This is a genomic window from Methylobacter tundripaludum SV96 (assembly GCF_000190755.2).
GTDB lineage: Bacteria > Pseudomonadota > Gammaproteobacteria > Methylococcales > Methylomonadaceae > Methylobacter_A > Methylobacter_A tundripaludum.
Genome location: NZ_JH109152.1, coordinates 1,561,046 through 1,574,740, shown reverse-complemented (window position 1 = coordinate 1,574,740; position 13,695 = coordinate 1,561,046). Strand labels below are relative to the sequence as shown.

At 50.4% G+C, this 13,695-nt stretch carries 10 protein-coding genes; 5 read left to right on the top strand and 5 right to left on the bottom strand.

Translation table 11 applies throughout. From position 1 onward, the window contains the following. Window positions 1-64: 64 nt before the first annotated feature. Window positions 65-1,564, top strand: a complete 1,500-nt coding sequence (locus tag METTU_RS07250) for a Ni/Fe hydrogenase subunit alpha (RefSeq protein ID WP_006890655.1) — start codon at window positions 65-67, stop codon at window positions 1,562-1,564. Next, window positions 1,557-2,039 carry a hydrogenase maturation protease gene (locus tag METTU_RS07245; protein WP_006890654.1) on the top strand — a complete coding sequence of 161 codons (483 nt, stop codon included), beginning with the start codon at window positions 1,557-1,559 and terminating at the stop codon, window positions 2,037-2,039. Before METTU_RS07250 ends, METTU_RS07245 begins: the two co-directional genes overlap by 8 nt. A gap of 182 nt (window positions 2,040-2,221) precedes the next feature. Here METTU_RS07245 and mscL read toward each other — a convergent pair whose 3' ends face one another. The 5 genes from mscL to METTU_RS07220 form a co-directional block, all read right to left on the bottom strand. Then, window positions 2,222-2,626: a large-conductance mechanosensitive channel protein MscL gene (mscL, locus tag METTU_RS07240; protein WP_006890653.1), complete on the bottom strand. Its 405-nt coding sequence runs from the start codon at window positions 2,624-2,626 to the stop codon at window positions 2,222-2,224. 133 nt (window positions 2,627-2,759) lie between these two features. Then, window positions 2,760-3,113, bottom strand: coding sequence for a hypothetical protein (locus tag METTU_RS23860; RefSeq protein ID WP_006890652.1), 354 nt, complete (start codon window positions 3,111-3,113; stop codon window positions 2,760-2,762). A 227-nt stretch (window positions 3,114-3,340) separates the two neighbouring features. Beyond that, the gene (locus METTU_RS07230) at window positions 3,341-4,453 is read right to left on the bottom strand and encodes a hypothetical protein (RefSeq protein WP_006890651.1); all 1,113 of its coding nucleotides are present in this window, start codon (window positions 4,451-4,453) and stop codon (window positions 3,341-3,343) included. 98 nt (window positions 4,454-4,551) lie between these two features. Then, window positions 4,552-7,605, bottom strand: coding sequence for an EAL domain-containing protein (locus METTU_RS21670; protein ID WP_006890650.1), 3,054 nt, complete (start codon window positions 7,603-7,605; stop codon window positions 4,552-4,554). Further along, complete coding sequence (locus tag METTU_RS07220) at window positions 7,606-8,658, bottom strand: phosphate/phosphite/phosphonate ABC transporter substrate-binding protein (protein WP_006890649.1); 1,053 nt, start codon at window positions 8,656-8,658, stop codon at window positions 7,606-7,608. Window positions 8,659-8,907: 249 nt separating this feature from the next. Between METTU_RS07220 and phoB the strand changes: the two genes are divergently transcribed. The 3 genes from phoB (at window position 8,908) to clpB (ending at window position 13,665) form a co-directional block, all read left to right on the top strand. Further along, window positions 8,908-9,630, top strand: a complete 723-nt coding sequence (gene phoB, locus METTU_RS07215; RefSeq protein ID WP_006890647.1) for a phosphate regulon transcriptional regulator PhoB — start codon at window positions 8,908-8,910, stop codon at window positions 9,628-9,630. 5 nt (window positions 9,631-9,635) lie between these two features. After that, window positions 9,636-10,916 (top strand): phosphate regulon sensor histidine kinase PhoR, encoded by a 1,281-nt coding sequence (gene phoR, locus METTU_RS07210; RefSeq protein WP_006890646.1) that lies wholly within the window; start codon window positions 9,636-9,638, stop codon window positions 10,914-10,916. Between the two features lie 172 nt (window positions 10,917-11,088). Further along, window positions 11,089-13,665 (top strand): ATP-dependent chaperone ClpB, encoded by a 2,577-nt coding sequence (gene clpB / locus METTU_RS07205; RefSeq protein ID WP_006890645.1) that lies wholly within the window; start codon window positions 11,089-11,091, stop codon window positions 13,663-13,665. Window positions 13,666-13,695 lie beyond the last annotated feature (30 nt).

Below are 13,695 nucleotides of genomic sequence, written 5' to 3'. Positions count from 1 at the left end.
CTTATTCCGGCCTACTGGGCTGTGTTCCCATAAAGCCAGCATCTATACAAATACGGGAATTATTATGTACGAACATTTAGAAACAGCTGAAAACAGGGACAGTTTAAAACGTGTTGTCGTAGATCCTGTCTCGCGCGTTGAAGGACACGGCAAAGTCACGTTATTGCTGGATGCAGATAACAAAGTCCAGCAAGCCAGATTGCATATCGTTGAGTTTCGAGGTTTTGAGCGTTTTATTCAAGGCAGGCCGTATTGGGAGTTGCCGGTTTTGGTGCAGCGTTTGTGCGGTATCTGCCCGGTCAGTCATCATTTAGCCGCCGCCAAAGCCATAGACCAACTGGTCGGCATCGATCCTGAAAACTTGCCCGTCTCAGCGGACAAGTTAAGACGCCTGTTGCATTTCGGGCAAGTGCTGCAATCCCACGCCCTGCATTTTTTTCATTTATCCAGCCCGGATTTATTATTCGGTTTTGAAAGCGACATCAGCAAGCGTTCGATTGTTGCGGTATTGAGCGAATATCCCGAAATCGGCGTACAGGGCGTAAAACTGCGCAAATACGGCCAGGAAGTCATCCGCATGGTGTCGGGCAAACGCATTCACGGCACCGGCGCGATTGCCGGGGGCATGAATAAATCACTGACTAAAGCCGAGCGCGATTATCTGTTGGAAGATATAGACCAAATGATAACCTGGGCGGAAGGTTCGGTTGCGCTGATAAAAAAAGTGCATTGCTCCAACCTGCCTTATTACGATGATTTTGCCACTATACGCACCAATTACCTGGGGTTGACCAAACCTGACGGCGCACTGGAGCTTTATCATGGCGGCATCCGCGCCAAGAATGAGCACGGCGAAACCATTATGGATCATATCGATTATTGCAAATATAACGATTATATCCATGAAGAAGTCCGCTCATGGACCTACATGAAATTTCCGTACCTGCTGTCACTGGGGCAGGAACAAGGCTGGTATCGGGTCGGGCCTTTGGCGCGGGTCAATAACTGCGACTATATCGACACGCCGTTGGCGGAAGCCGCCCGCGTCGAGTTTAAAGCGCACAGCGGCGAGGCGATGGTGCATAGCACCCTGGCATTTCACTGGACGCGTTTGATTGAAGTCCTGCATTGCGCCGAAAGCATTAAACAGTTGCTCAATGACCCGGACATCATGGGGTCTGATCTGGTCGCGCAAGGCGAAAAGCGTTATGAAGGCGTGGGTGTGATTGAAGCACCGCGCGGCACCTTGTTCCATCACTATCAAGTTGATGAAAACGACATCGTCACCAAAGCCAACCTGATCGTCTCGACCACCAGTAACAACATGGCGATGAATGAATCGGTGCGGCAAGTGGCGGCGGAATATTTGTCAGGCCGGGAGCTGACCGAACCGTTGTTGAACAACCTGGAAGTGGCGATACGCGCTTACGATCCCTGTTTGTCCTGCGCGACCCATGCTGTCGGTAAAATGCCGCTGCAACTTGAGTTGGTCGATGCCGAAGGCAATTTGATCGATAAATTGGTCAAGCACAGCGACGGTCAAATTGAGCGGAATAATGCTTAAACCGGTATTGCTGTTCGGCTATGGTAACCTCAGTCGCGGCGACGATGCGCTGGGGCCGCTGCTGCTGGAATATGCCGAAAGCCATTGCGGTTTGGGCGAGGTTGAAGTCTTGACCGACTTCCAGTTGCAAATCGAACATGCGCTGGATCTGGAAAATAGGCGCTTGGTGTTGTTTGTCGATGCATCCGTAGCCTGCGTCGACGCGTTTGATTTTACCGTGCTGGAACCCGCCAGGGATAAAAGCTACACAACTCACGCGATGAGTCCTGCCGCGGTTTTAGACGTGTATCAATCGATAAAAAACCAAACGCCGCCGCCGTGTTTTCTGTTGAGCATCAAAGCCGAGCAATTTGAACTGGGCGATGGATTGAGCGCGAATGCCGAAACTAATTTAGTTGAAGCGTGCTCATTTGCAGGGCGGTTATTAAGCAATCCCGACCTTGGTTTCTGGCTGACACAGGCGAATGCAGTATGATGGCAGATTCATACCTGCACGAATGGTACATGTCAATCTGACTACAAACGATTGATTGAATATAGGGGTTTTTTGCTGAGATTGATGGGTGGCTGGTGGGCACTTTTATCGCAAGATGCCTAATTATTAAGATCGTCGGGGCGAATTGCATCCGCCCCGAAAAGTGAGCTCAGAGTGAAATATTATTTTCTTTCCTTGAGCAAGTCCCTGATTTCAGTCAATAGCAGTTCTTCTCTGGATGGTTCTGTCGGTGCTGCCGGAGCCGCGGCTTCTTTTTTCTTAAGGCTGTTGATGAATTTCACCGCCATAAAAATAACAAAGGCGATAATCGTAAAATCAACCAGGGCTTGAATAAAATTGCCATAATTAAGCGTCACGGCAGGCGCGTTTCCAGCTGCTTCTTTTAGGGGGAATGCCAGCTTGGTAAAATCTACACCCCCGATTAATACGCCAATCGGCGGCATGAATACGTCGGCAACAAGGGATGAAATAATTTTGCCGAAAGCGGCGCCGATTATGATGCCCACGGCCATGTCAATAGCATTGCCCTTGACGGCGAATTCTTTAAATTCTTGTAACATGCTCATAATCGGTATCCTTCATTTTTGGGTTGTATTAACGAAGTGACGCTTTGTCTTCGCCCCTGGCAGAAAGCTTAGGGCAAGTGGGCGGATGGACGATTTCGGGTTGAAGCCCCCCGTTTTCTCCTTCCTGATACATTTACTTTTTATGTTCCTGCATCTTTTGTTGGCGATGCTCCATCATTTGAGCATGATGTGCCTTCATAAGCTCCAATTGCTGTTTTTTTAACGCTTCTTTTTTTGCGGCATCTTTCTCTGACAAAATCTGATTTGACAGGTCATGCATCTGTAGCATGTGTTCCTGCATGGAGCGCATATGTTCATTTTTTTGTTCTTCAGACTGGCAACACTTCATGTCCATGCCTCCCATGCCCTGATGCGCGCCCATTTCTTTCATTGGCTCGTCGGCTTTTTGCGGTTCAGCCGCGTAACTGATCATGCTTATGGGTAACAACAGTAATAGGACGGCAGTTGATTTATATAAATGTTTCATCGGGATTACCTTTTGGAGTTGGGTTGATGGGGAGTCAATTGTATGTAAAATCAGAATCCTGCAGAAGTAGAATGTCCGCTATTGGCGGACGAATAAACAACACAGGTCATTTTAGATTTATTTGATTGTACTTCAATAAGTTAAAACACCTAGAAAAACTGTCTCAATAGAATTTTATGACTGAGCAATGTTCATTTTTTTACCAGAAAGCGCTTTGCCAAAGTCCATCACAGCCAGTGAATCAAGCTGAAAAACAGTGAGGTGTCATCGCGATCAAAATCGTGTTGCACCCTAAAGCTGGATTCAATGTTGTCGATGCGTTTGTGATAGCCCAGCAGGCCGCTGACGCCGTTTTGCCCCGGATTCGGGCTGGTTATGCCAACCCCCACAAACAGGGCGCTGATCAGGCTGTCAGTGCCGAGCAATTGGCCGGGATAAAGGGCGGTTTCCAGTGTTTCTTCACGGATGCTGTTAGGCAGGGTTTTGTGAATAAAGCGGAAATTGACAAAATCGCCGACTTCCCACGCGGTAAGGCGACGGTTGAAATTGGGATTCAGGAAGCCCAGCGGATTGGCAAACTCCACGCCGGTCGGTCCCATGGCGCGGCCCAGCCGGGATTCATGCCCCAAAAAACCTTTGCGAAACCCCAGGCTGCCGGTCACCATCATATCTTTGGAGCCGTTAACTTTGCCAATGGTGTTATCAACATAAAACATTTCGATGGCCGGGCGCAGTTTGTTTGCACCTTGGTCGGGCGCGACATAACCCACGGTGCTGCGCCATTGTTCGCCATCGCTTCCCCAACTCGCCATTAATTGCTTGTTGTACAGGGCGAGGTAGCCGCCGGGGGCATCTTGTCCTTGAAAGCTCTGCCATTGCGTGGACACAATATATTTAATGGACTGCCACTCGTTCCGGTAAGAAATTTTGGCGAATTTAATGTCCTGATTGCTGAGATTCCTATCGACAAATCCGCCGCCAAAGCCCAAGCCGGACGGTAAGCGGTATTCGCCTTGTACCTCGGTTTGTTTGCTATCGCCCTGCAGAACTTCCTGTGCGCCCAGAATTAAATCGCCGAGTTCGGGGCGCGTCAGCAAGGGACGGGCAAAGCCGCCAAAGTAGTTAATGTCCTGTCCGCCTGTTTCAGATACCTGTACTCCGTGACCGCCTTTAAAAATCGGAGTCCATAAGATACTGTTGACCTGAAAATCGCCGTTATCCTTACGGTCGTAGAAAGCGTCAAGCTTGCCGCCTTTGAAGTAGGGAGAATCGATGCCGCCTGCGTAAAGGCAAGGCTGAGCGGCCATCAACAAGGTAAAAAGCAGGATCTTGGGCGGCACGGCAAAGTTTTTCCTTGCGCTGAATGGAATGAAGTTATGAGGTTGGTGGCCCCTTATTTATATAGGCATATCGTCCCGAAGCGCCTGCTTTTTGTACCCTACTGCACTCCGTCCAGGGCGTTATGCATTGATGGTTTTTTCGCTTGTCCCACCAATAGGCTCTGTTTGAAGGCGTCCGCAGGAACCGGTCGGCCGAATAAATATCCCTGGAATTTCTGACATCCGTAACGTGTCAGAAGCTCACGTTGAATCGTCGTTTCTACCCCTTCGGCAATGACGTTAATATCAAGATTTTTTCCCAGTGCCAGAATGGTCCGGATGATAGCGGAATCATGGTTGTTAAAAGCCATATTCCTGACGAATGATTGGTCTATTTTTAACTGCTCCAAGGGCAGTTTTTGCAGATAAGACAGCGAGGAATAACCGGTGCCGAAATCATCCATTGAAAAATTGACGCCCAAATCCCTGACAGCATGCATTTTAGCGATAGTGTCATCCACATTATCCAATATCACCGACTCGGTAATTTCCAATTTGAGCAAAGCGGGGTTGGCGCCGGTTTCCGCTAACATGGCACACACGCGCTCAACAAAATCAGCCTGACTAAGCTGTCGGCTACTGATATTTACCGCCAATTTCAGCTCGCGGGTTTCAGGATGTTTTGCCCAGTCGACCAAGGTTTCGCAGCCTTGTTTCAATATCCAATAACCGATAGACAGGATCAGGCCGGTTTCTTCGGCAAGCGGAATAAATTCGGCTGGCGAAATCATGCCGCGCTCGGCCTGATTCCACCGAATCAGCGCCTCCGCACCGACCGGCCGCCCTGATGCATCGACCTGCACCTGGTAATGTAAACTCAATTCGCCGCGATCCAACGCATTGCGTAAATCGGTCTCCAAAGATGCCCGTAAATTTAAAGCTTCCTGCATTTCAGGAATAAAAGCGCGTATCACATTCCGTCCGGCTTGTTTGGCCTGATACATGGCCAAATCGGCGCGTTTAAGCAGTTCTTCGCTGCTGGTTTCGTGGCCCAGGAACAGTACAAAACCGATGCTTCCCGTGGAATAATGTTCGACAAATGGTTGCAGTTTATTGTCGATATTACTCTTCAACAGGTAGAATTCAGCCAGATTGCTGCGGATTTTTTCGGCAACGGTGTGGGCCTGAACGGCCGCCTCAATCTCCTGTTCGTCGAGGCACTCCAGCATCACCACAAACTCATCGCCGCCCAGTCTGGCCACGGTGTCGACTTCCCGTACACAGCTTTGCAAGCGTCGTCCCACTTCAATCAGCAATTGATCGCCGCGATCATGGCCCAATGTATCGTTAAGCGTTTTGAAGTTGTCAAGATCGAGGAACATCAACGCGCCGTGAGTCTTGTTACGGTTGCTGGCGTTGAGCGCCAGGTTGAGTCGATCGAAGAGTAAAGTGCGGTTGGGAAGCTTGGTCAGGGAATCGTAGTAAGCCAGATCCTTGATGCGCTCTTCATCGGCTTTACGCTGACTAATGTCGGTGAAGGTGCCGACATAGTTGGTAACCGCCCCTTCCGGATTGGTAATCGCGGTTATGCACAGCCATTCAGGATAGATGTTGCCATTTTTTCTTTTATTCCAGATTTCGCCTTGCCAGTATTTATCACGGTTGATGCTTTCCCACATGGCCGCATAAAATTCAGGGGCCTGCCGACCGGATTTAAGTATGCCTGCGGATTTGCCGATCACCTCATCAGCACTGTAACCGGTTAACTGGGTAAATGATTTATTGACGCGCAAGATATTATTATCGGCATCGGTAACGAGTATGCCTTCCTGGGATTCAAACGCCGCTGCCGCAATGCGCAGTTCATGCTCGGCTTTGAGTCGCAGCTTTTCGCGGTCGAAATTATCCAGCGCATAGGAAAGATCCTCAGTTAGGCCGCGCATCAGGTCGATCAGGTCGGGGGTAAAATAGTCTTGTTCAGCTGAATAGACGGCAATCGCTCCGATGCAGTGGCCGCCACGCATCAGCGGGAATGCCGCCGACGCGTTAATGTTTTCCGCAGCGGCCATGGGTTGCCAGGGCTTGGTACTGGGCTCATTGAGAAAGTTGTTGAAAATTTTCGGTACGCCTTCCCGGATTGCCGTTCCCATCGGTCCTCGCCCTTCCGGCAATGTCTCATCCACCGAGACTTTGATATTCAGGAGGAGGGGCGAATCGGGATGACTGGCGGCTACTGTACGCACCCAGCCATCCGGTTCAAGCATGCCCACCCAAACCAGCTTAAAGGCGACATGATCGGCTATGATTCGGCATACCTCATTCAGCAACTTAACTTCGTCCGACTCGCGCACAATAATGTCGGCGCTTTGAGTCCATGCTGCATACAGGTGGTTGATTCGCTCTCGCTGCCGTTCGGAATTGCACAGGGCGTCCAGCATTTGATTAAAGCCGTGCGCCAGTATACCAACCTCATCATTGCCCGAGATATGTGCGCGCACGTTAAGGCTTCCTTTCTCGACCTCGGCGGCTACCCGCATCAGGTGATGCAATCTTCTCGTAAGCCTTCGCGCGAGCAGTATTGCTGCGGTCAGTACGGTCAGCGCCGCGAACACTATAAAGTTTACGCCCATGGTCACAACGGAACGAAGATTGGCATTGACCCCGTTCATGGTCATTTCTATCCGCGCCCATCCAACATGGCGCAGTCCGGCCATTACCGGTGCGGCAACATCGATTTGCCGGGTATTGGCCAGCAACACTTGAGTTTGGGGAGGCGCGCTTAACAATTTTTGATTTTGTGCGTCAGTAACGAATAGCCCGGCCTCGTCAGGACGCGAGGAACTCAACACTTCGCCGCTCAACGATAAAATATAGGCCCGTTCGAGATCGGGTAAGTCGACAAAGCCCTGCAACACTTCCTTTAATCCGGCAATATCATTGGCCAATACCCATGAAGAGCTGCTGTTGGCTAGCGATGTCGTCAGCGATTTACTCTGCTGCATGGCGGCGCTATAAAGAAAATTACGTTGCAGCTCGAATAACAGGCCTGCAAGTCCTATCATCATGACCAGCGCAACACCGCCAAATGACCATGCTAATTGATGTCGAATGGAGCCGCTAAAAAGAATCCGCTGCATTTTGCCTCGATCACGGGCGGTCGTTTTTATGTCCATTTATTCTAAAGGCCGTACTGTTTTGATAAAGGTTGCAATAAATGCCTGCACCGGTTCATAACTGTCGTCATTAGCCGGTTCAAAACGGGTAACCGGAATACGTGCCAACATAGCTCGGCCTTGCTCATGTTTGGCAAGATCAAACAGCAGTGCGGCAAATTTGTCTATCACTGCAGTCGGCAGGTCTTTACGCACTACCCAGCCGTTGTTTTGTAACGGCTCGGTTTGCCATTTGACTTCGAGCTGATCGGCTAACTGGGGATTCTCTTTGCTGAATGTTTTCCACGGCACCGGCCAGGTTGCTCCAGCCGCGACATGTCCGCGCAAGACGTTGATGATGGAAGATTCCTGCGAACCGACATAACGGTTTTCGATGTCGCGGTTAATGTCAATGCCGTGGGTATGCAGATAATACTGAGGCATCATGGTTGCAGCCAGCGCAGTCGGCGCAGGGTAGGATACGGCTTTGCCCTTGAGGTCGGCGACGGTGTTAATGCCGCTGTCGCGACGTACCAGAATAATACCGCGAAAATCATCGTCATCGGCCATCTTGCCAAATACGCGGTAGCCATGCTTAAGCGAGTTAACGGTTTGATAAGGATTGGGCATGGCAAAATCAAAATGTCCGCTGTAGAGTTTCCGGTCGAATTCTTCATAATTGCGCGACGCTTCCAGGGTAAAATCCGCTTCAGGCATGTTCGCATTAAGAAAATCGACGATGGGACCGTAAACTTCAAATAGCCGTTTAGGATTATGCAATGGATGGATACCTATTATATATTTGGGCGCCTTGGATTTGCTTTGCGTGCTGAAGCTGGGTTCGTAAATATCGTCGGACTGCTTGTTCCAACCCGCAAGCAACGGTAAATCCAGTAATAATTTCCACCATTTCATGATGACGGTTTCTTGGTGTTGTTCGGAACCCTCTTTCGATATTTGGGCGGTCTTGGCTTTGTCCGTTACGGATTCCAAGGGGGAGGCGGCGGCAGAAACAGTGAAGTTAAAGATCACCAGCAGCGTTATGAGACTATATCGGCGTAAAATTTCAATCATTATATTAAGGTCGAAGCTCTGCGGCAGCGGTCATCAAGTTACGCTACGTTAATCTGCAAAATAGGTATTATTACGTAAGCGAGGCCAATGAAATGATACTCGTAATGAATAAGTTTTGGAATTTTTTTGAACCGCTCTTGTGCAGGGCGGGCCTTAACTTCACCATGACAATAAGCAAATCCTGATTGTCATAAAAGGGTAATATGTAGTTTGTTAAAATGTTCCGTTTATTCTTATTTCAATTTAATTATGCCTAATTTAAATATTCTCGTTGTTGAAGATGAAGATGCCATCAGGGAGATGTTGATGATGGTGCTTGAGCAGGCCGGCTTTAGGTCGATTGCGGCGGCGGATGCCGAAGACGCACAAAAAGCCCTGGACGAGGCCTTGCCGGACTTGATTCTGCTGGACTGGATGTTGCCGGGCGTCAGCGGTGTCGAATGGGCAAGGCGCTTAAAGAAAGATCCCATGTACCGGGAACTGCCTATTATTTTGCTGACGGCGCGAGGCGAGGAAGAGGATAAGGTGAGAGGTCTTGAAATCGGCGCGGACGATTACATGACCAAGCCCTTTTCCCCCAAAGAGCTAGTGGCGCGTATCCGTGCCGTTTTACGCAGAAGCGGAAAAATAAACGACCTGGCGCAGATCACCTTGGGCGACCTGGTGCTGGATACCGAACAGCACCGGCTCAGCATCGGCGATAAACAACTGGAAGTGAGCCCGACCGAGTTCCGTTTAATGCAGTTTTTTATGACCCATCCCGACAAAGTATTCAATCGCACCCAATTACTGGATCAGGTCTGGGGGCGTAGCGTATACATCGAAGAACGCACCGTTGACGTGCATATACGAAGGTTACGAAAAATTCTGGGCGAACACGGCCGGGAGGATTTGGTTCAAACCGTGCGCGGTTTCGGCTACCGGTTTTCAGTAACGGATTCGGCAACCCCTTTTGCATCCCTGTCGTCGTAATCAATATGGATGTTTGGCAAAAAGAACTTATTACCGCATTACTGCTGTTTTTAGCAGTGTCGATAGTCGGTGGAATGACCGGGCTTTTTATGCCCTTGGCGCTGTTGCTGACGCTGGGCATTTTAATGCGCCAGCTGTTCCAGATTAGCCGCTTTGAAAAATGGATACGAACCGGGGGCCGAGCCAAATACCCCAAGACCAGCGGCATCTGGGAAGAAATTTATTACCACGTGTACCGCATCAAAAAGAACGAAAAAAAACGTAAAAAGAAACTGGGCAAAATGGTTGACCAATTTCGCCAGTCCACCGAAGCGTTACCGGATGCAGCCGTCGTTTTAGGCGCCAATGACGAGATTGAGTGGGCGAATAAAGCGGCCAGGGAAGTTTTCGGCTTGCAGCAATCGGATAAAGGCCAGCGCATCCCCAATCTTATTCGATTCCCTGAATTTATCCGCTACCTCAAATCCGGAAATTATAACGAACCGGTCATATTGCCTTCCCCGGTAAACCATCGCATAACGCTGGCGGTGCGGATTATCACTTATGGCGCAGGCTTGCGCCTGTTATTGGCTCAGGACGTTACGGAGCTGAAAAAGATGGAAAGGATGCGCAAGGATTTTGTGGCCAATGTGTCGCATGAACTCAGGACGCCTTTGACCGTACTAAAAGGTTATCTGGAAACCTTGCAGGACATGGATGACGGAGAGTCGCCCTTGTTGACCACCTCGTTTCAGCAAATGCAGGGACAGACTGATCGTATGCAGCATCTGGTCGATGATTTGCTGTTGTTGACACGACTGGAAACCCGGCAGAAGAAAACCGAGTGCGTTAATATCCCCGCTTTATTAATCCAGATCTGCAAGGAAGCGGAGAGGTTGCACGGCAACGTTTCTTCCCGGATCGAATTAACGCTGGAAACGGATAAACATATCGCCGGCGAAGAGCATGAATTGCGTAGCGCTTTCACCAATTTGTTGGGCAATGCACTTAAATATTCGCCGGAAGATTCGGCGGTAAAAGTGCGCTGGTATCGGTCCAACGATAGTATCGTGCTGGATGTTGAGGATCAGGGCGAAGGTATTGCGGCGACCGATATTCCCCGCGTGACCGAACGATTTTACCGGTCTGAAGTCAAGCGCGTTAAGAAAGTGGGCGGCACCGGGTTGGGCTTGGCTATCGTCAAACATGTGTTGATGCGGCATGACGCCAAGTTAAATATAGTCAGTGAATTGGGCAAGGGCAGTTGTTTCAGTTGTTATTTTCCGGTTAAGCGGGTTTGCAATTAACCGAGTCATGCCCGACACGTTATGACAGCAGTGCGCCGCATACCTTACCCGATCGAACTGTAGACATCCTCACGATTCGCTATTTACCCCGCCTAAACAGTCCGCTTGAAAACAAGCGGACTACCCCCCATGTTAGCAGTAACTTAAAAAACTCCCAGATGAGGCAAATATTATGCGTATGGACAAATTAACCAGCATGTTTCAAACGGCATTGGCGGATGCACAGAGTATGGCCTTGGGCAAAGACCATCAATTCATCGAGCCGATTCATCTGATGATGGCCTTGCTGGACCAGCAGGGCGGCAGCATCAGGCCGTTGCTGGCCCAGATGGGCATCAACACGCAATTGCTGCGCACCGAGCTGGTTAGGGAACTGGATCGTCTTGCAACGGTCAGCGGCTCCGGCGGTGACGTGCAGATTTCCAATGAATTATCGCGACTGCTGAATTTAACCGACAAACTGGCCCAAAAGCGCAACGACAAATTCATCTCCAGCGAGCTGTTTTTATTGGCGGCTTTTGATGAAAAAGGCTTGCTCCAGGACTTGCTCAAAAAAGCCGGAGTCACCAAGCAGGCGGTGGAAAAAGCCATCGATGCGATGCGCGGCGGCCAGCCGGTCGATGATCCTAATGCCGAAGAGCAGCGTCAGGCCTTGAAAAAATACACCATTGACCTGACCGAACGCGCGGAACAGGGCAAGCTTGATCCTGTTATTGGACGGGATGATGAAATCCGCCGCACCATTCAGGTTTTGCAGCGGCGCACCAAAAACAATCCGGTGTTAATCGGCGAGCCGGGCGTGGGCAAGACGGCGATTGTTGAAGGTCTGGCGCAACGCATCGTCAACGGCGAAGTGCCTGAAGGCATCAAGGGCAAGCGGGTATTGGCTTTGGATATGGCGGCATTGATTGCCGGCGCCAAGTTTCGCGGTGAATTTGAAGAACGCCTGAAAGCGGTGTTAAACGATCTGGCAAAGCAGGAAGGTCAGGTGATTTTGTTTATCGACGAGTTGCACACCATGGTTGGCGCGGGTAAGGCCGAAGGCGCAATGGATGCGGGCAATATGCTGAAACCGGCGCTGGCGCGCGGCGAATTGCATTGCGTGGGCGCTACGACGCTGGATGAATACCGCAAATACGTCGAAAAAGATGCGGCCTTGGAGCGCCGTTTCCAAAAGGTGCTGGTTGATGAACCGTCAGTTGAAGACACTATCGCCATCCTGCGCGGCTTGAAGGAAAAATACGAAGTGCATCACGGCGTCGATATTACCGACCCGGCCATTATTGCAGCGGCAAACCTGTCCTACCGTTACATCGCCGACCGGCAATTGCCGGACAAGGCTATCGACTTGATCGACGAAGCGGCCAGCCGTATCCGCATGGAAATCGACTCCAAACCGGAGGAAATGGACAAGCTGTACCGGCGATTGATTCAATTAAAGATTGAGCAGGTGGCGCTTAAAAAAGAAAAAGATGCCGCCTCCAAAAAACGCCTGGAAATTTTGGAAGAGGAAATCGCCGATCTGGAAAAAGAATATTCCGATCTGGAAGAAATCTGGAAGGCCGAAAAAGCTTCGTTGCAGGGTTCGGCATCGATCAAGGAAAAGCTGGAGCAGGCCAAAACCGAACTGGAAGCGGCCAGCCGCGCCGGTGATCTGGCCAAGATGTCCGAGTTGCAATACGGCATTATTCCGGCGCTGGAAAAACAGCTGCATTCAGACGTACCGGCTGAAGCACAGAAAATGACCCTGTTGCGTAACAAAGTCACCGAAGAAGAAATCGCCGAAGTGGTGTCGAAATGGACCGGTATTCCGGTGTCGAAAATGATGGAGGGCGAGCGAGACAAACTGTTGCGGATGGAAGAGCAGCTCGGCAAGCGGGTGATCGGTCAGGAAGAAGCGCTGAAAGCGGTCAGCAATGCGATCCGCCGTTCCAGGGCGGGGTTATCCGATCCGAACCGTCCGAATGGCTCGTTCCTGTTTTTGGGGCCGACCGGCGTCGGTAAAACCGAGCTGTGCAAGGCGCTGGCCGAGTTCATGTTCGACACGCCCGATGCGATGGTGCGTATCGACATGTCCGAGTTTATGGAAAAGCATTCGGTGGCGCGTCTGATCGGTGCGCCTCCGGGTTATGTCGGTTATGAAGAAGGCGGTTATCTGACCGAACTGGTTCGGCGCAAACCGTATTCGGTCATCTTGCTGGACGAAATCGAAAAAGCCCATCCCGATGTGTTCAATATCCTGTTGCAGGTGCTGGATGACGGCCGCTTGACCGACGGGCAGGGCAGAACGGTCGATTTCAGGAATACCATCATCGTGATGACTTCTAACCTCGGTTCGGATGTGATTCAATCGCTGTCCGGCGAGGCGCTGTATTCGGTGATGAAAAACGCGGTCATGGACATCGTCAGCACCAAGTTCCGGCCTGAATTTATCAACCGGATCGATGAGGCGGTGGTGTTTCATTCCTTGGGCCGAGGACAGATTCGCGCTATTTCCGGCATTCAAATCGATTACTTGCGTAAACGTTTGCAGGATCGCGAAATCGGCTTTGAGATTTCAGAAGAAGCGCTGGATTTGTTAGGCGAGGCGGGCTTTGATCCGGTTTACGGCGCAAGGCCGATGAAACGCGCTATACAGCAACAGCTTGAAAATCCGCTGGCTCAGAAGATACTGGCAGGCGATTTTGTCGCCGGAGATACCATCAAAGTCGATGTTGAGCATGAGACGTTGCGGTTTTTGAAGGGTTAAGACGTAATGCTTTGATGCGTCGAAGCCGGA

What these genes read in the sequence shown, in the direction of transcription:
- METTU_RS07250 (WP_006890655.1), top strand. Translation starts at nt 65, where the DNA reads ATGTACGAACATTTAGAAACAGCTGAAAACAGGGACAGTTTAAAACGT.
- METTU_RS07245 (WP_006890654.1), top strand. Translation starts at nt 1,557, where the DNA reads ATGCTTAAACCGGTATTGCTGTTCGGCTATGGTAACCTCAGTCGCGGC.
- mscL (WP_006890653.1), bottom strand. Translation starts at nt 2,626, where the DNA reads ATGAGCATGTTACAAGAATTTAAAGAATTCGCCGTCAAGGGCAATGCT.
- METTU_RS23860 (WP_006890652.1), bottom strand. Translation starts at nt 3,113, where the DNA reads ATGAAACATTTATATAAATCAACTGCCGTCCTATTACTGTTGTTACCC.
- METTU_RS21670 (WP_006890650.1), bottom strand. Translation starts at nt 7,605, where the DNA reads ATGGACATAAAAACGACCGCCCGTGATCGAGGCAAAATGCAGCGGATT.
- METTU_RS07220 (WP_006890649.1), bottom strand. Translation starts at nt 8,658, where the DNA reads ATGATTGAAATTTTACGCCGATATAGTCTCATAACGCTGCTGGTGATC.
- phoB (WP_006890647.1), top strand. Translation starts at nt 8,908, where the DNA reads ATGCCTAATTTAAATATTCTCGTTGTTGAAGATGAAGATGCCATCAGG.
- phoR (WP_006890646.1), top strand. Translation starts at nt 9,636, where the DNA reads ATGGATGTTTGGCAAAAAGAACTTATTACCGCATTACTGCTGTTTTTA.
- clpB (WP_006890645.1), top strand. Translation starts at nt 11,089, where the DNA reads ATGCGTATGGACAAATTAACCAGCATGTTTCAAACGGCATTGGCGGAT.